The organism is Streptomyces sp. HD, assembly GCF_028369295.1.
Lineage (GTDB): Bacteria > Actinomycetota > Actinomycetes > Streptomycetales > Streptomycetaceae > Streptomyces.
On the sequence record NZ_JAQMYP010000046.1, the window covers coordinates 55,523 to 71,958 of the forward strand.

The 16,436-nt window shown below is 73.4% G+C and carries 13 protein-coding genes; 4 read left to right on the forward strand and 9 right to left on the reverse strand.

Features of this window, described 5'->3' with window-relative positions; genetic code table 11:
• Positions 1–334 precede the first annotated feature (334 nt).
• From POF73_RS34655 to POF73_RS34695, 9 genes are all read right to left on the reverse strand, one after another.
• Positions 335–1,657, reverse strand: coding sequence for an NAD(P)/FAD-dependent oxidoreductase (locus tag POF73_RS34655; RefSeq protein ID WP_272123056.1), 1,323 nt, complete (start codon positions 1,655–1,657; stop codon positions 335–337).
• On the reverse strand, positions 1,654–2,217 hold the full coding sequence (locus POF73_RS34660) for a flavin reductase family protein (protein ID WP_272123058.1): 564 nt from the start codon (positions 2,215–2,217) through the stop codon (positions 1,654–1,656). Before POF73_RS34660 ends, POF73_RS34655 begins: the two co-directional genes overlap by 4 nt.
• Positions 2,189–2,653, reverse strand: a complete 465-nt coding sequence (locus POF73_RS34665; RefSeq protein WP_272123060.1) for a type II toxin-antitoxin system RatA family toxin — start codon at positions 2,651–2,653, stop codon at positions 2,189–2,191. The genes POF73_RS34660 and POF73_RS34665 overlap by 29 nt, the downstream gene beginning before the upstream one ends.
• 38 nt (positions 2,654–2,691) lie before the next feature.
• A complete protein-coding gene (locus POF73_RS34670; protein WP_272123061.1) occupies positions 2,692–4,050 on the reverse strand; it encodes an aspartate aminotransferase family protein in 1,359 nt (452 codons plus the stop codon).
• On the reverse strand, positions 4,047–5,174 hold the full coding sequence (locus POF73_RS34675) for an SDR family oxidoreductase (RefSeq protein WP_272123062.1): 1,128 nt from the start codon (positions 5,172–5,174) through the stop codon (positions 4,047–4,049). Before POF73_RS34675 ends, POF73_RS34670 begins: the two co-directional genes overlap by 4 nt.
• A gap of 56 nt (positions 5,175–5,230) precedes the next feature.
• On the reverse strand, positions 5,231–6,364 hold the full coding sequence (locus tag POF73_RS34680) for an acyl-CoA dehydrogenase family protein (protein ID WP_272123064.1): 1,134 nt from the start codon (positions 6,362–6,364) through the stop codon (positions 5,231–5,233).
• A gap of 99 nt (positions 6,365–6,463) precedes the next feature.
• Positions 6,464–7,426 carry a bifunctional lysylphosphatidylglycerol flippase/synthetase MprF gene (locus POF73_RS34685; RefSeq protein WP_272123066.1) on the reverse strand — a complete coding sequence of 321 codons (963 nt, stop codon included), beginning with the start codon at positions 7,424–7,426 and terminating at the stop codon, positions 6,464–6,466.
• Positions 7,410–7,904, reverse strand: coding sequence for a hypothetical protein (locus tag POF73_RS34690; RefSeq protein ID WP_272123068.1), 495 nt, complete (start codon positions 7,902–7,904; stop codon positions 7,410–7,412). Before POF73_RS34690 ends, POF73_RS34685 begins: the two co-directional genes overlap by 17 nt.
• Before the next feature lie 64 nt (positions 7,905–7,968).
• Entirely contained in the window at positions 7,969–8,886 is a 918-nt protein-coding gene (locus POF73_RS34695) for a DMT family transporter (RefSeq protein WP_272123070.1), read from the reverse strand.
• Between the two features lie 47 nt (positions 8,887–8,933).
• On the opposite strand from POF73_RS34695, the gene pdxR reads away from it, so the two are divergent.
• The 4 genes from pdxR to POF73_RS34715 all read left to right on the forward strand — a co-directional run bounded on the left by pdxR (position 8,934) and on the right by POF73_RS34715 (position 16,416).
• Complete coding sequence (gene pdxR / locus POF73_RS34700; protein ID WP_272123072.1) at positions 8,934–10,382, forward strand: MocR-like pyridoxine biosynthesis transcription factor PdxR; 1,449 nt, start codon at positions 8,934–8,936, stop codon at positions 10,380–10,382.
• Positions 10,383–10,613: 231 nt separating this feature from the next.
• Positions 10,614–12,188, forward strand: coding sequence for an alkaline phosphatase D family protein (locus tag POF73_RS34705; protein WP_272123073.1), 1,575 nt, complete (start codon positions 10,614–10,616; stop codon positions 12,186–12,188).
• A gap of 164 nt (positions 12,189–12,352) precedes the next feature.
• On the forward strand, positions 12,353–13,762 hold the full coding sequence (locus tag POF73_RS34710) for an SWIM zinc finger family protein (RefSeq protein WP_272123074.1): 1,410 nt from the start codon (positions 12,353–12,355) through the stop codon (positions 13,760–13,762).
• Positions 13,759–16,416 carry a DUF7824 domain-containing protein gene (locus POF73_RS34715; RefSeq protein ID WP_272123076.1) on the forward strand — a complete coding sequence of 886 codons (2,658 nt, stop codon included), beginning with the start codon at positions 13,759–13,761 and terminating at the stop codon, positions 16,414–16,416. Before POF73_RS34710 ends, POF73_RS34715 begins: the two co-directional genes overlap by 4 nt.
• Positions 16,417–16,436: the final 20 nt, after the last annotated feature.

The following is a 16,436-nucleotide window of genomic DNA, read 5'->3' on the forward strand; positions in this document are numbered from 1 at the left end:
CGTGTTGGCCGGACGTGTCGGTGGGCCTTGGCGAGGGGAGGCGGGTGGGGCCTGTGGGTGGGGCGTGCGGATGACGCCTGCGGGTGGCGCGTGCGGGTGGGCCTGTGGATGACGCGTGCTGCCGGTGGGGTGCGTGTCAGCGGAGGCGCCGTGTACGGCGCGCCCGGTGTCAGCAGGTACGCCGCCTTCGGCGCGACCGGTGACAGCAGGTACGCCGCCTTCGGCGCGACCGGTGACAGCAGGTACGCCGCCTTCGGCGCGACCGGTGACAGCAGGTACGCCGCCTTCGGCGCGACCGGTGACAGCAGGTACGCCGCCTTCGGCGCCGCCGGTGTCAACAGGTACGCCGCGTGGCCCGGCCCAGCGCGTCCAGGTAGGTCCGCAGCAGGGGTCGGCCGGGTCCGTTGACCGGCATGCGTGGGGCGGCCGGGCGGTGCCAGGGCAGGGGGTCCCCGGAGTCCGGCTCGTCCAGGAGCGCCGCGGCGACGTGGGCGCCGTGGGCCACGGACATCGCCAGGCCATGGCCGCAGCAGCCCCCGATGTACCAGACGTCGGGCAGGCCGTGCACAGTGCCGACGACCGGCAGGCCGTCGCCGGTCATGCCGATACGGCCGGACCAGCGGTGGGTGACCGGCAGATGGGCCAGCTCGGGATGGAGCGACCGCACCCAGCGGCCCAGCCACGCCCAGGCCCGCTCCCGCACGGCACGCAGCCGAGGTGCACCCAGTCCGGCGGGGAGGGTGACGGTGCCACCGCCCGCGACCAGCCCCCCGTCGGGGAGCGGCCGGAAGTACGGGGCCATCGGCAGGGCGTCGACGACGGCGTACCCCTCGTGCCCGCCCAGTGCCTCGTACGCCGCGTCGCTCACGGGCGCGGTGGCGACGGCGTACACCTCCAGCGGCAGGACCGTGCCGACCGGCAACCCCACCGACTGCGCCGCGGAGTTGACGGCCAGCACCGCCTGCCCGGCCCGGAGCCTGCCGTGCGGGAAGACCAGCTCGGTGCCGGCCCGCTCCCCCGCGCGCACCGCAAGCAGCGGGCTGTTCCCATAGAACCGCACGCCCTTGGCCGCGCAGGCGCGGGCGAGGGCACAGGTCAGGGTGGCCGGGTCGAGGGTGGCGGCGGTGCGGTGCAACAGGCCTGAGGTGTACGGCACGCCCACGCGCGCGCGTACCTGGGCGCCGGACAGCTCCGGCACGTCCAGGCCCAGCGCGCGGTAGGCCCGGGACTGCCGGTCGAGCGACGCCAGCCCGGCCGGTGCGCGCGTCGCCATGATCTGCCCGCCGGTCCGCAGCCCGCACGGCACGTCGAGCCGCCCGCACAGGTCGAGGACCGACTGCACCGCCCGTACGCTCGCCAGATGCATCCGGCGTGCGGCCCAGGGCCCATGACGCCGTACGGCGCGGTCGATCGCCGGCCCGGCCCGCGGGCCCAGCAGACCCGTGCCCCGACCGCTGGCCCCGGCGGCGACGCCCTCGGCGTCGATCACCGCGATGTCCCGGCCGGGGGCGCGTTCGGCCAGGTGGTAGGCGCAGGCCAGCCCCGCCAGACCGGCCCCGACCACCGCCACGTCCGCCGTGGGCGTGCCGTGCAGCGGGGGCTGTGCGGGCAGCTCCGCGAGCCCCCAGGCCGGGGTTCCGTACTCCGTCGGCGTCATCCGGTGCCCTCCGGCCGGAGTTCGCGCAGCGAGCGGAACCGGCGGTCGTGCCAGAGCAGTGGGCGCCCGCCGCCGACGTGGACGGCGGCGACCTGTCCGACGACCAGGTGGTGGTCGCCGTAACGGCGTACGTCCGCCACCAGGCACACCGACCAGGCCAGCGCGCCCGCGATGACGGGGACGCCGAGGACCTGCCGGTTGTCCGTGCCGGCGAACCGCTGGGCGGCGGGGGTCGTCGGGTTCGCGAAGCGGCCGGCCAGGTCGTGCTGTTCCTCCCGCAGCAGATGCACCGCGAAGACGCCGTGCGCCCGGACGGCGGCGAGGGTGCGGGAGCCGTCGCGCAGGCAGGCCAGGAGCAGGGGCGGGCGGGCCGACAGCGAGGTGACGGCAGAGACCGTCATCCCGAGCGGCCCGTCCTCGCCCCGGGCCGTCACGACGCTCACTCCGGCGGTCAGTTTGGCGTAGAGGCCGAGACAGCGGGCGGCGCCGGGGCCGGGTTCGTCGTGGAGGGGGTCGTCGTACGGGGAGGGGTCAGCCTTGAGCGGTGGCGGCGCACTCATCGATCACCTCCGCGCCCACCAGTCCCGCCAGGATGCGGGCGATGTTGGTCCGCAGCGTGGACTCGGCCACGGGGTCGAGGATCTCCGCGAGGGTCGGGATGCCGAGGTCGAAGGAGGCGGTGAACACCACCAACGTGCCGCCGTCGCGCGGCTCGCACCGCCAACTGCCCTCGAAGGTCTGGAAGTCGCCGCTGAGCTGCTCGAAGGTGAGGGAGAGCGTGTCCGGCGCGAACGTGTCGCGTTCCCGCCAGCGCATCAGCCCGCCGCGGAAGGAGACGGTCCAGTCGGACACCACCGAGCCGTCGGGCAGCGCGTCCACGCGCACGTCGCGCACGGTGTCGGTGAGTTCGGGATAGCGGCGGAAGTCGGTGATGCGGTGGTAGACGGCGGCCGGTTCCGAGCCGTCGGCGATGGCGTGCAGGACCACATGACGCATGGGGGGTTCGGTTCCTTTCCGGGAAGGGGGCTCCCTGATCAACCGGCCATACGGGCAGCCGTGGTGTGCAGAGCCTCGGCGAGGGTGGTGAAGAACAGGTCGAGCGCGTCGTCCGCCACCACGGCGGGCGGGGTCAGGCGCAGCACGCGGGTGGAATTGAGGGAGTGGTTGACGAGGACGCCCCGCGCGACGAGTTCCAGCAGGAGCTCGCCGACCGCCCGTTCCTCGATGAACTCGATCCCGATCAGCAGCCCGCGCCCGCGTACGTCCTGGACGAGGAGCTCCCGGTACGGCGCACAGGTGTCCCGTACCCCGGCGAGGATGCGCGCCCCGAGTGCCGCCGCGCGGGCCACCGTGTCCTCGCGCTCCATGGTCTCGACGGCGGCGAGGGCCGCGGCGCAGGCGATCGGGGAGGCGCCGAAGGTGGAGGTGTGCAGATAGGGGTCCCGGCTGAAGGGGGCGTACGCCTCGGCGGTGGCGACCATCGCGGCGACCGGTACGACACCGCCGCTCAGTCCCTTGCCGACCAGCAGCATGTCCGGGCGGACGCCCTCCGCGTCCACGCCCCACCAGGTGCCCAGCCGGCCCATCCCGGTCTGGATCTCGTCCACGACGAGCAGCGCCCCGAACTCCCGGCAGAGCGCGGCGACTTCGGTGAGGTAACCGGGTTCCGGGATATGCACGCCGCCCTCGCCCTGCACCGGCTCGACGATGACGCAGGCCCGGTCGCGGCGGGCGGCCAGCGCCTGCTTCAGCTCGCCGGCGTCCCCGTAGGCGACCTGGGTGGTGTCGGGCAGCAGCGGCTGGAACGGCGTCTGGTAGGTGGCGTTGGCGGTGACGCTGAGGGCGCCGAGCGTCTTGCCGTGGAAGCCCTTGCGGGTGGTGACGATGGCGTTGCGGCCGTGCGCGCGGGCCAGCTTGAGCGCGGCTTCCGTGGCCTCCGCACCGGAGTTGACGAAGTGGACGTAGTCCATGCCGGGCGGCGTGTGGGCGGCCAGCGCCTCGGCGGCGCGGGCGGCGACGGGTTCGAGGAAGACCCGGCTGGCCAGCGGGTGGGCGTCGATCTGGCGGTGCACGGCCTCGACGACGGCCGGGTGCCGGTGGCCGAGGATGAAGACGCCGTAGCCGCCGAAGTCGAGGACGCTGCGGCCGTCGTCGGTGTGGATCCAGGGGCCTTCGGACCGCACCTCGGACATGCCGCCGAGCACCCGGCCCATGACGGCCCGCCCGGAGCCGATGTGGCGCAGGTACAGGTCGAGGACGTCGTCCTGGTCGGTGGGGGCGGCCACGTCGGTGCGGTCGATGACCGGGTCGTCGGTGGAGTGTGTCGGTACGGCCGTCGTCGCCGTCCCGGCCTGCTGTGCGGGTACGGCGGTCGTGTCCGGGGACGTCGTCATGAGGCCACCTCGGTCGGGGTCGCGACAGTGCGTGCGGCACGGTGTCGGGTGAGGAGGGCGGGGCGCTCGTCGGCCCAGCTCTCCAGGTTGCGGACGAGCGCGGCGCGGATGTCGGTGTGGCTGGGGCGGGTGCCGCAGTGGGGCTGCCCGAGCGAGCTGTCGAAGGGGAGTTCGCGCTGGAAGACCAGCAGGAGCTCGGCGTAGTGCTGGAACCGCTTGCGCGTGGATGCGGGCAGTGCGGTGCCCTCCAGCATGGGCAGCAGCAGCCGGTGCACCGCCTCGACGGGGATGAGCCGGGGCCGGTGCGGTGCGGGCAGCCCGCGGAGTACGGCGAACTCCGCGCAGGTGTCGGCGATCTCACGCAGCCGGGGCGCCTCCTTGCCGGCGGTGAGCCAGAACTCGCCACTGCTCACCCCGCCGCGGACGAGGTCGCCGACGGCCCGGGTGACGTAGTCCTGCGGGACCATGTCGACGCGGGCCTCGGGCGCGCCCGGCAGCACCGGCACCTGTCCGAGGACCATCGAGCCGAGGGTCTTGGTCAGGCCCTGCTGGCCGGCGATCCGGCCGGTCGTGGAGTCGCCCATCACGACGGAGGGGCGGACGATGGCGCCGGGCAGGTCGGCGTCGCGGACGAGTTGTTCGGCCCTGGTCTTGGAGGCGAGGTAGGCGGCGGCCCCGGGGAAGCGCCGCGCGTCCTCCTCGCTCGGGACGCTGGCCACGAACGCGGTGCTCACCAGGTACAGGGACGCGTCGGCGCGGGCGGCCAGGTCGAGCACGGCCTCGGTGCCGAGGATGTTCGTCCGCTCGATGTCGGCGGGCGGCATCCGCCAGTTGGTCTCGGCGGCGGAGTGCAGGACGACGTCCACTTCGAGGGCGAGTTCGTGCCAGGCGAGCGGGGTCAGGCCGAGCCGGGGGGCGAGGAGGTCGCCGGGCAGTTCGCGTACGCGTGCGTCGCCCAACGGGCGGTTGCGGCGCAGGCAGAGCAGGTCGAAGTCGGCGGACAGCTCGTCGATCAGGGCCCGTCCGAGGACGCCGCTCCCTCCGGTGAGCAGCAGGGTCGGACGGTCGCGGACGCTGGTCCTCGGTGCGGGCAGGGCGGTGGGACGCGGGAGGTCGTGCGGCATGGGTGTGCTCCCCCAACGGGTCTCGGCCGGCACTGGGCGGTGGGTGGGGACGCCGGTCAGGCGATGGCGAGCGGCCGGTCGGCCAGGTAGTCGGCGAAGGGGCCGGTCATCCTGGCCCGGGACGGCGGGTGCAGGGACAGTCCGTTGGCGCAGGCGGCCAGGTGGCCGACCTCGTCGGACGTCATGAAGCTGAGCCCGCCGAGCAGTTCGACCGCGCGGGGGACGACCCGGGCGATGACGTCCTGGACGCCGTAGCGGACGTACAGCGCCTGGGCGAGCGCGGACTCGCCCAGGTCGCCGTCGTCGACGCGGCGGGCGATGCCCTCGGCGGCGGCCATGGCGGCCTCGGTCTCGACGAAGAGCCGCACCCGCTCGTGCTCGGGGATCCGGTCGTTGAGCAGCACCCGTTCGACCAGGGCGGAGGCGGCGCCGAGGTAGCTGCCGGTCATCAACAGCTGGAACCAGACCAGCCCGGCCGTCTGGAGCTCGTCGATCCCCCCTTGCGGGGTGGCGGCGGTACGCAGCAGCAGTTCCGGCGGTACGACGACGTCGGTGAGCGTGACCTGGTCGCTCTGCGCGCCGGCCAGGAAGGAACTGGACCAGAAGCCGCTGACGCTGATGCCCTCGCTCTCGGCGGGCACCAGCGCGACCGCGAGTTCGTCCCCCGGTCCGTCCTCGCGGGGCACCAGGACGCTGGCGGTCAGCACGTCCATGGAACGGGCCAGGCTGCACGGGCGTTTGACGCCGCTGATGCGTACGCCGTCCTCAGTGACCTTGGCGGTCATCGTCGGCTCCAGGATGCCGGCGCCGCGGCGTCCCTCGGCGAAGCCGGAGGCGATGATGCGGTTGCTCGACGCCACACCTTCGATCAGCAGCCACTCCAGTCCGTCGCCCCGGTCGCCCAGACCGACGAGCGTGGCCATCGAGAAGTGGTGCATGGTGGTCGCCACGGCCAGTGACGGCGAGCGGCTGCCGATGGCCCGCTGCACCCGCAGCGCGTCCAACGCCGTCGCTCCCCGGCCCTGATGGTCCTCCGGCACCAGCAGCCCCGGCCCGCCGCTGTCCCGGAAGAGCCCGATGCCGGGGCTCTCCGCCCGCTCCAGCTCCATGAGCGGCGTCTCACGCAGGGCAGGGTCCAGGTCCGGCAACAGCTTGGCCAGGGTGGTGCGTTCACGGTCGAGGAATCTCATGCCGGTGCGGTCCTCCGAGTGGGGGGTCGGTTTCGGGCATACGGCGGCGCGGGGCGGCGACCTCGCGGAGCGGTCGTACGGCAGCGCGCGCCGGTGGGGTCAGACGGCGTTGGTGGCGCGCAGCAGCTGCCATACGGCGGGTATCCGCGGCCTGCCAAGGAAGGCGATGTACTCCGGCAGGACCGCGTGCGGGGCCCACTTCTCCTTGTATTCGAGCTGGGAGACCGCGGGGTAGATCGCCTTGCCGCGTTCGGCCAGGAGGCGGGCGAACCGGGCGAACATCCGGCTGTGACCGTCGACTTCGTGTTCCTCGTCGAGCCCGGTGAACGGGGTGAAGCCGAAGTGCAGCCAGGCGGCGCCGTCGGCGACGAGCTGTTCCATGACGGTGGCGTTGAGCGCCTCCATCACACCGGGCGGCGCGTCGGGCCTGCGCCGGCTGAGATCGTGCAGCCAGCCGGGGCGGCTGCCGTAGACGGGCGAGTAGTTGATGTAGCCGACCGCCGCGCCGTCGATGCGCCCGACGAAGAGCCGGCGGTGCCGTTGCAGCGGCCCGGTCCGCTGGCCGACGAGGAACTGCAGTTCCTTGACGTGCCGCCCCTTCTCCCGCAGCCAGGGCTCGTCCACCCGGTCCAACTCCGCGCAGTCGTCGTCGTGTTGGACCTCGGCGACCTCCAGGCCCGCGCGCCGGGCCCGCGAGATCTTGTTCCGCAGCCGTACGAACCGTGAGCCGCGCAGCGTGAAACGGGCCAGGTCGACGGCGTACGACGCGCCGATCTGGTTGACCGTGAAGCCGTGGCCGGCGTACAGCTCGGCGTCCTCGCGCTGCAGTTGCACCGCGAGCAGGCGGCGTCCGGCGTGTGCGACGAACGAGTCCAGCAACTGGGCCCGGTGTTCCGGCGCGGTGAACGGACCGCCGAATTGCAGGACATGGCGGCCGGAGCGGCGATAGGCACAAATGCCGTCGAGTCGTTCGTCGCGGAAGTACTCGTTCCCGCTGTTCAGGGCGAGAAATGAACTGGGGTTGTCGCTGTGTTCGGTGAGGGTGTCAAGCACGGACGGCATGCGCACCCTCCTCCCGGTGCCGCGACGAGTCGGCGGCAGCGGCCAGGTACTGCCGTTCGAATGCGCCGTAGGCGGGATGGATTTCGGGTTCGAACGCGACCCCGAAAGGTTTGAACGAGTTCCCGAACAGGGCCCGGTCTCCCAGGAGGTGGATGGGCAGTGCCAGCAGGGCCCATTCCGGCCCGGCGAACAGGACCCACGCCCCGGCGAGGACACCTGCCGTGACCAGGCTGTGCATCACGTTGTAGGCCACGTAGTAGCCGCGTGCGATACGCCCGTCCGGGCTGCGTCGGTAGGCGATCGCGCCGGGGATGTAGCCGATGACGTCGATCACCGCGAAGAGCGCCAGGAAGACGCCCCAGCGGATATCGGCAAGGTGCAGAAAGGCGAGCACGAGCGAGACGACCAGAAAGGCCAGCCATTCTATTCGGGTGCATGCGAAGGTGGTCTTCGTCTCGAAGCGGTTCTTGGCGTCCACGGGGCTCCAGGAATGCGCGTGCGATACGGAGGCGGGCTTCGGCCGGTTGCTTCCCCGCCGGCTTTCATACCTGTTTACGCGCCAGTGCGGGCAACCCCTCGTAATGCGGGGGCGATTGGCGCGCACGGGACCCCAGGACGACTCCGGCGCCGACAAGGGCGCTGCCCACGGCCTGCGGGACACCGTAGGAACCGGTTCCGACGAGCGGGGCGGTGCAGGCCGCGGCGACCGGGATGAGGCCGGAGAAGAGGGTGGCGCGCTCGGCGCCGATGCGCTGCATGCCCATGTACCAGCACACGAAGCCGACGACGGTCACGACCACCGCCTGCCACAGGAGTGCCGCGGTCTCCGTCGTGTCCGGCCACCGCAGCCACGCGGTGCCGTCCAGGAGCAGCCCGGCCGCCGCGGACTCGACGGCGGCGATCCCGCACACGGTGGCGGACAGCAGCCGTGGGCCCAGCGGGCGCAGCACCGGCACGGCGAGGACCGCGAAACCGACCTCACCGACCAGCGCGCCCGCGGAGAAGGCGATGCCGACGGTGTCCGTACGGCCCCAGCCCTGCACCGCGAACGCGCCGACGGCCACGAGCAGCGCCCCGTACAGGACGGTGCGTTGCGGCCGGCGCCCGTCCAGCAGAGGGACGACGACGGCGACGACCACGGGCGCGCAGCCCACGAAGACTCCGGGGACCGCCGGTTCGGCGGTGCGCTCGGCGGCGATGACGGCCAGGTTGAAGCCGACCATGCCGACAGCGGCGAGCACCGCGAGGCGGATCCACTGACGGGCGGCGAGCAGCCGCAGCCGGGACGCCGCGTCCCGCCCGGTGAGCGGGACGAGCAGCAGACAGGCGAGGCCGTAGCGCAGGAACTGGCCGCCCGCGTACGGGTAGGCGCCGAGCAGGCTGTTGGCGGTGAAGGATCCTCCGACGAGGACACAGGCGAGCCCGGCCAGGAGGGCGCCGCGCGTGGTGGTGGCGTTCATGGCAGCGACGCTAGGAACCGCGGCGGTCCGGATTAAGGTCCAGTTCCATGACGTCATCGGAGACCAATCCGGACCCGCGTGCCGGCTCGCCCGCCTGGGAGCTGCTGCTTCCCGCCGCTTCGGCGCCCGCACGCGCGCGTGGGCGTTCGTTGCAGGCGGCGCTGCGGGAGGCGGTGCGATCGGGGCGGCTCGCGCCGGGGACGCGGCTGCCGTCGAGCCGGGATCTGGCCGCCGATCTCGGTGTGTCGCGCGGGCTGATCACCGAGGCGTACGAGCAGCTGACCGCGGAGGGCTATCTGCGCAGCGGCCGGGGTGCCGGAACCTGGGTGAGCGGTGCCGTACGGGCCGCCCGGCCACGCGCGCGTGACCTCGCTCCGCGCTCCACGGACTCCCGCGCGGACTTCGTACCCGGTACGCCGGACATGTCGCTGTTCCCGCGTGCCGCGTGGGCGGCCGCGCAGCGCGGGGTGCTGGCCGAGCTGCCGCACCACGAGCTGGGCTATCCCGACCCACGCGGGCTGCCCCGGCTGCGTACGGCGCTCGCGGAACTGCTCGCCCGCCGCCGGGGCGTGGTCGCGGATCCCGAGCGCATCGTGGTCGTCTCCGGGGTGTCACAGGCGACGACGGTGCTCGGTTTCGTGCTGCACGCGCGCGGGATGCGCGAAGTCGGGGTCGAGAACCCCGGCAGCCCGCAGCACGACTCCCTCTACGCCGCCGCCGGCGTCACCACCGTGCCCCTGCCCCTGGACGACGAAGGGCTCGCCGTCGGGCCGCTGCGGGAGTCGGGCGTACGGTCCGTCGTCACGACGCCCGCCCACCAGTTCCCCACCGGGATCGCCTACTCCGCCCGCCGCCGTACCGAACTGCTCGACTGGGCGCGGTCCGTCGACGGGTTCGTCCTGGAGGACGACTACGACGGCGACTTCCGGTACGACCGTGCTCCCGTGGGCGCGCTCCAGGGGCTCGACCCGGAGCGCGTCGCCTACGCGGGCTCGGTCAGCAAGTCCCTGGCGCCGGGGCTGCGGCTGGGCTGGCTGCTGGTGCCGGAGGCGCTGGCCGAGGAGGTCGTCGAGCGCAAGCGGACCATGGATCTCGGCCATCCGACGCTGGACCAGGCGCTGTTCGCCCGGTTCCTGGAGCGCGGCGACTACGACCGTCAGCTGCGCCGCTGCCAGCGCGCGTACCGGGAGCGGCGGGACGCCCTGGTCGGCGCTCTGGCGGAGCACTTTCCGGGCGCGGAGGTGACCGGGATCGCCGCGGGGCTGCATGTCATCGCCGCGCTGCCGGAACGGTACGGGCCCGAGGAACGGTTCGTCGCGCGTGTGGCGGCGGCCGGGGTGGCGGTGCGTGCGTTGCCGGCCTACACGCACGCGCGTGCCGGGGAGGTCGGGCACGCGGGCGTGCGGCTGGTCCTGGGGTACGCGCACCTGTCGCCGACGCGGATCCGGGCGGGCGTACGGCTGATGGCGGAGGCGGTCGCCGCGCGTCGGCGGTGACCTGGGGCCACTGGGGGTGCCCGGCGACCACGGAAGACGGCCGTCGACCGCAGGGACGTGACCGTGGACCACGGGGAGGTGACCGGAACCCTGCGTGTGCCTTTCTCCCCCATGACTCGCCGGTTCCCCTGCGGATGCGGTCAGTTGTTCACTTGTGGTTTCCGTGTGCGCTGCGGCGCCCCAGTAGTTGTGGCACTGCACACTGGCCGGATCCCGCCCCTGGAGGCCTCCATGTCACACCGTCCCTTCCCTGGTCGTCGCAGCGTCCTGCGCGGCTCGCTCGCCGCGTCGGCGGCCCTGACCCTGCCCACCGCCCTCGGCGCGGCACCGGCCTTCGCCCTGTCGGGGCGGCCCAAGGCGGGCTGGGGCGTGCAGACGGGCGACGTGACCCGCGACTCGGGGCTGGTGTGGGTGCGCTCCGACCGTCCGGCCCGGATGATCGTGGAGACGTCCGCGACCGAGTCGTTCCGGGGCGCGCGCAGATGGCACGGCCCGCTGCTCGGCGCCGACACGGACTTCACCGGTACGACCCGGCTGCGCGGGCTGCCGTCCGGCGAGCAGATCCACTACCGCGTGCTGCTCGCCGACCCGGACGACCCGCGCCGTACCGGCGAGCCGGTCACCGGCACGTTCCGTACGGCCTCCGCGCGGCGGCGCGACGGGGTCCGCTTCGTCTGGTCCGGTGACCTGGCCGGGCAGGGCTGGGGCATCAACCCGGACTTCGGCGGCTACCGGATCTACAACGCGATGGGCGCGCTGGACCCGGACTTCTTCCTCTGCAGCGGCGACAACATCTACGCCGACGGCCCGATCTCGGCCTCCGTCACCCTGCCCGACGGCAGCACATGGCGGAACATCACGACCGAGGAGAAGTCCAAGGTCGCCGAGACGCTGGCCGAGTTCCGCGGCAATTTCCGCTACAACCTGCTGGACGACAACCTCAAGCGGTTCAACGCCCAGGTCCCGTCCATCATCCAGTGGGACGACCACGAGGTGACCAACAACTGGTACCCCGGCGAGATCCTCGGCGACTCCCGCTACACGGAGAAGAGCGTCGACGTCCTGGCCGCCCGTGCCCGGCAGGCGTTCTCGGAGTACTTCCCCATCTCGACCCTGCGCCGCCCCGGAGGCCGGGTCCACCGAGTCGTCAACCACGGTCCGCTGCTCGACGTGTTCGTGCTGGACATGCGCACCTACCGCAACGCCAACTCGCCGGACAACCAGACCACCGACGCACAGGGCATCCTCGGCGCCGAGCAGCTGAACTGGCTCAAGCGCGAGCTGGCCCGCTCCCGGGCGGTGTGGAAGGTGATCGCCTCGGACATGCCGCTGGGCCTGGTGGTGCCGGACACCGGCGACGGCAAGCCGAACATCGAGGCCGTCGCGCAGGGCGACCCCGGGGCTCCGCTGGGGCGGGAGCTGCAGATCGCCGAGCTGCTGCGGTTCATCAAGCACCGCGGGATCACCGGCACGGTGTGGCTGACCGCCGACGTGCACTACACGTCGGCGCAGCACTACCAGCCGTCGCGGGCGGCCTTCACCGACTTCGAGCCGTTCTGGGAGTTCGTCTCCGGCCCGCTCAACGCGGGCGCGTTCCCGGCGAACACCCTGGACAACACCTTCGGTCCGGAGCGGGTGTTCATCAAGGCGCCGACGACGGCGAACGTCTCCCCGGCCGGCGGCTACCAGTTCTTCGGCGAGGTCGACATCGACGGCGGCAGCGGCGAGCTGACGGTGCGCCTGCGTGAGGCGGACGGCACCGTGCTGTTCACGCAGGTTCTGCAGCCGGGCCGCGTCGGTCAGTGACTCCCCGTCCCGGCAGGCAACTCCCGTAGCCTTGAACCGTGCCGCGTGCCGGTGTCATCCCCCGGTGCGCGGCACGGTCGTGACGGGACCGGCCAACATCCCCTCTCAGTGGGGGCTTTCGCAGGTCAGGGCCGATTGTCAGTGGTCGCCTCTACGGTTTTTCCATGACGCGATCTCTACAGGCCGTGGCCTATCGCCGACCCTCCGTGCTGGAGGCCGCAGCGGGCGGACAGCGCCTGGGGCTTGAGACCTCAAGCGGTGCGACGCCCTCGGGTGTCCAGGACCATCCGCGGTTCTTCGCGGGCTTCCTGACAGAGCCTCAGGTGGCCTCGGCCGGGCTGCTCGCGGTGGCCGACGTGGCGGCCGCGCGGTACCACCAGCGCCGGCTGCGCGCCTCCCTGGACCCGGTGGTGACGGGCAACGGGGACCGGCTGCGCTTCGAGTCCTTCTCCGGCTGCGGCGGGGTGTACGCCCGGCTGGACGTGCTGGAGGCGGGCCTGGACGGCGGCGAGGTGGGGCACGGCACGACGAACGTCGACGTCAACAACCCCCTGCGCGAGGCGCTGTCGAGGATCGGCGCGGACGACCCGATCCATCTGCGGGTGGGCCCCGAGGAGCTGGCGGTGACCACGCTGGACGGGCCAGTGGTGGAGAAGAAGGTGCCGCTCCCGGACCGCTGGCTGCGCGGATTCGCGGAGGCGCAGGTCATGGCGGCCGACTTCGATCTGCGGGCCGAGCTGCCGGCCGCCGAGGCGGTGCGGTTCCTGCGTGCGCTGCCGCGCGGTGGAGGGCGCGCCGCCTTGGCCGGACCGCGGTGGGTGGTGCCCTCGGGGCGCTCGCTGCGGCCGACCACGCGCGCGGTGCCCGGCGCGGTGTGCCTGCCGGGACCGGAGCGGCTGGTCACGCTCCAGCGGGTGCTGCGCCATGCCACGGCACTGCGGGTGTACGGCCCCGCGGTCACCGGCGGTGCGGCCGCCACGGCGAGTGCCTGGGAGGCCGTCCTGCCCGGCATGCGGCTGACGCTGACGCTGTCCCCGGACGCCTCGCGCGGTTTCTCCGGCGAGGGCGGCGTCCTCGACGCGCTCGCCACCGACGAGGCCGCCGAGGACGCGGAGCTGATCTCCGTGCTCCTCGCCTGGGAGCCCCGCATCGACGTCGCCGACCTGGCCGCCGCCTCGGGCCTCGCACCCGAGCGGGTCCGGGCGGCGCTGATCCGCCTGGGCACCTCGGGACGGGTCGGCTACGACACGGCGGAGGCGGCCTATTTCCACCGGGAGCTGCCGTACGACGCCGAGCGGGTGGAGCGGCACAATCCGCGGCTGCGCTCGGCCCGGGCGCTGGTGGCGGCCGGCGCGGTCGCGCTGGACGGGGCGGCCGGGACGGTGACGGCCGAGGACGGCCATGTGCATCGGGTGCGCGACGAGGCGGGGGTGCTCAGCTGCAGCTGTCTGTGGTGGGCGAAGTACCGGGGCGGGCGCGGGCCGTGCAAGCACGCGCTGGCGGTACGGATGGTGCGGCGCGGGATCGCCGCGGCGGAGCGGGACATGGCACGGGTCGACGGGGGTGCGCGATGAGTTCGCTGATGGATGCGGTGCGAGGGGGGCGGACGGCCGAGGTGGTGAGCCTCCTGGACGGGATGACCGACCCCGAACGGCGGGCGCTCTTCCCGGAGTTGAAGGCCCTGCGCAAGGAGCTGAGGGCGGATCAGTGGACGGCTGAGGCGCGCCGCGCCTATCCCGCGCTGCATGCGGCGGGCGTCGCGTGCCAGACGGGTGCGGCGGGTGTGGCGAGCTGGCTGGCGGCCTCCGACATGCGGTGGTGGCCGGCGTCACCGGGGGTTCTCATCGACGTCCTGGGCGACCGGGCACCCGGCTGGCTCGCCGATGTGGCGCACCGGATCGCCGAGCGGCCGGTCAGTGCGCGGGTGCCGTACGAGCTGATGGCGGGTCTGGTACGGCTCTCCGGCTGCCCGGTGCCGACGACGGAGGCCTATGTGCACGGATGGGTGGAGCACATCGGGCATGTGTGGCAGCGCGGCGACACGGTCCTGGACCGGCTGCGCAAGGACCCGCACCTCGGTCGGCTCGCGGCGGCGCTCTTCGAGACGAACGACATCGGCAGCCGACTGGCATGGACCGCCGTGGAGGGGCCGAACAGCTGGACCGCCGCGCTCGCGCAGCTCACCGTCGAGGGCGTCCTGGACCGCGGGGCGACGGTCGACGCCTGTCTGGCCCGGCTGCTGCGGGGCGGTCCGGCGGCCGATCACCGGGTGTTCCTGCGCATGCTGCAGGCCTTCGCCCTCACCCGGGACGAGCAGCGGGAGCGCACGGCCGACTGGCTGGCGCTGGCCGCCGACGCCGCGTCCGTGGTGGCCGGGCACGCCCAGTCGGTACTCGCGTCGCTCGCCCTCGACGGCGACCTGACCACGCGGCAGCTGGTCGAGATGTCGGGCGCCGTCCTCTTCCGCACCGAGAGGAAGCTCGTGCGCGGCCAACTGGTCCTGCTGGGCAAGGTTCTCGCCCGCGTCCCGGCGGCCGCCGGGGAACTGGTGCCCGCCGCCGCACAGGCCTTCGGGCACCAGGACTCGGAGGTGCAGGAGCGGGCGCTCAAGCTGGTGGAGCGGCATGTCGGCAGGGTCCGGGGCTCGGACGTGCGCGGCGAACTCGCCTCTGCTGCCGAGCAGTTGATCCCCGTACTGCGGGCGCGGGCGGTCCAGAGCCTCGGGGTGAGTCCGGCACCCTCGGAGCCGGAGCCGTACGAGGAGGTGCTGCCCCCGGCACCCGAGCCCGTGCGGCTGGCGCCCGCTCCGGAGTCGGTGGCCGAACTCGCCGAAGAGGTCGGGGCGTTGCTGGCCTCCGGCGCGGACGTGGCGACGTTCGAGCGCACACTGGACGGTTTGGTGCGCCATGCCCACCAGGACAGGGGCGCCCTGGTGGAGGCACTCGGCCCGGTGGTCGCCCGCCTCTGGTGGCTCACCGCCGAATGCTCCCAGTACCGACTGGACGACTACTTCGTCCAGCAGCCGCAGCGCCTGGAGCTCATCCTCGCGACACTGCTCGACAAGATCCCCACCGCCACTCTGCACGCCGCGGTCCAGCGCGGGATGTCGGGATCCGATTGCGTACACAGTGCACTCACTCGTGCCTTCAACGCCCGCATCTGGGAGGCGGCGTACCGGATCCGTACGGAACCGCTGCCGTTCCTGCTGTCCACCCCCACCTGGGGCACCGGTCTGCTGGAGCCGGACGAACTCGTCGCCCGCCTCGACGAGTACCGGCGCCTGGGCGCGCGTGTCTCGGCGTCCGACTTCGCGCAGGCCCTGCTGCGGGTGCGGCGCACCGACCGTACGGCGGCCGAGACAGCAGCGGTGCGGGCGGCCGCGCTCGGCACCGCGGAGGGGACACGGCTCGCGAGGTGGCTGACCGCGGACGGCACCGCCCTGCCCACAGCGCAACGGCGGACCGCCGGCCCACGCATCCTGCTGGAGTGCGGTGAACTCCTGGAACTGCAGGAGGACTTCCCCCCGGCGTTCCGCCCCCTCGGCCGACCGGTGACCGTCCACGGCGAGCGCCGGCACTGCTACCACTGGGACGACCACATACGGCCGCACTGGCTCGCCGTCCTCCCCGAGCGGCGTGAACTCGTCGCCGTCAGGCTGCTGCGCGACTTCTCCACGGCAGCCGTGGACGACACCCGGGGCACCGCCGCGATACTCCCGCTCCTGGCCGAATCCGGCGGCGAGGCCGGTGCGGCCGTACACCTGTCGGTGGCGTACGGGCTCGGTGCGCGGCATCCGGAGGATCGGCTCGCCGCCGTGGACGCCCTGCTGGTGCTGGCGACGCGCGGCCGGCTCGACGCGGGCCGGCTGGGCGCGGATCTCGGGCAGTTGGTGCGGCGCGGGGCCGTGAAGCCGTCGCGGCTCGTCGAGTCGGTGCGGACGGCGGCGGCCACCGGGGCCAACGCGACCGTCTGGGAGATGCTCCGGCACACGCTGCCCGTACTGCTCGCCGACCTCGCGACCGGCGGGGCGACGACACCGGCACCAGGGCCTGCGCCGGCACGAGGCATGGCGGATCTCCTGGCAGTCGCCGCGGAGTGCGCCGAGCGGACGGGGGCACGCGAGGAGCTGCCGCATCTGGCGAGGGCGGCGGACCGACGGGGTTCGTCCCGGCTCGTGACCCAGGCCCGGCGGCTGCGCAGCGCACTGGCGGATGGGCTGGCCGCCTGACGGACCAGAACAACAGCGGG

Excerpts from the sequence above, each read along its gene's own strand:
- POF73_RS34705 (WP_272123073.1), top strand. The coding sequence starts at position 10,614 with ATGTCACACCGTCCCTTCCCTGGTCGTCGCAGCGTCCTGCGCGGCTCG.
- POF73_RS34665 (WP_272123060.1), bottom strand. The coding sequence starts at position 2,653 with ATGCGTCATGTGGTCCTGCACGCCATCGCCGACGGCTCGGAACCGGCC.
- POF73_RS34715 (WP_272123076.1), top strand. The coding sequence starts at position 13,759 with ATGAGTTCGCTGATGGATGCGGTGCGAGGGGGGCGGACGGCCGAGGTG.
- pdxR (WP_272123072.1), top strand. The coding sequence starts at position 8,934 with ATGACGTCATCGGAGACCAATCCGGACCCGCGTGCCGGCTCGCCCGCC.
- POF73_RS34675 (WP_272123062.1), bottom strand. The coding sequence starts at position 5,174 with ATGCCGCACGACCTCCCGCGTCCCACCGCCCTGCCCGCACCGAGGACC.
- POF73_RS34655 (WP_272123056.1), bottom strand. The coding sequence starts at position 1,657 with ATGACGCCGACGGAGTACGGAACCCCGGCCTGGGGGCTCGCGGAGCTG.
- POF73_RS34710 (WP_272123074.1), top strand. The coding sequence starts at position 12,353 with ATGACGCGATCTCTACAGGCCGTGGCCTATCGCCGACCCTCCGTGCTG.
- POF73_RS34670 (WP_272123061.1), bottom strand. The coding sequence starts at position 4,050 with ATGACGACGTCCCCGGACACGACCGCCGTACCCGCACAGCAGGCCGGG.
- POF73_RS34685 (WP_272123066.1), bottom strand. The coding sequence starts at position 7,426 with ATGCCGTCCGTGCTTGACACCCTCACCGAACACAGCGACAACCCCAGT.
- POF73_RS34680 (WP_272123064.1), bottom strand. The coding sequence starts at position 6,364 with ATGAGATTCCTCGACCGTGAACGCACCACCCTGGCCAAGCTGTTGCCG.
- POF73_RS34660 (WP_272123058.1), bottom strand. The coding sequence starts at position 2,217 with ATGAGTGCGCCGCCACCGCTCAAGGCTGACCCCTCCCCGTACGACGAC.
- POF73_RS34695 (WP_272123070.1), bottom strand. The coding sequence starts at position 8,886 with ATGAACGCCACCACCACGCGCGGCGCCCTCCTGGCCGGGCTCGCCTGT.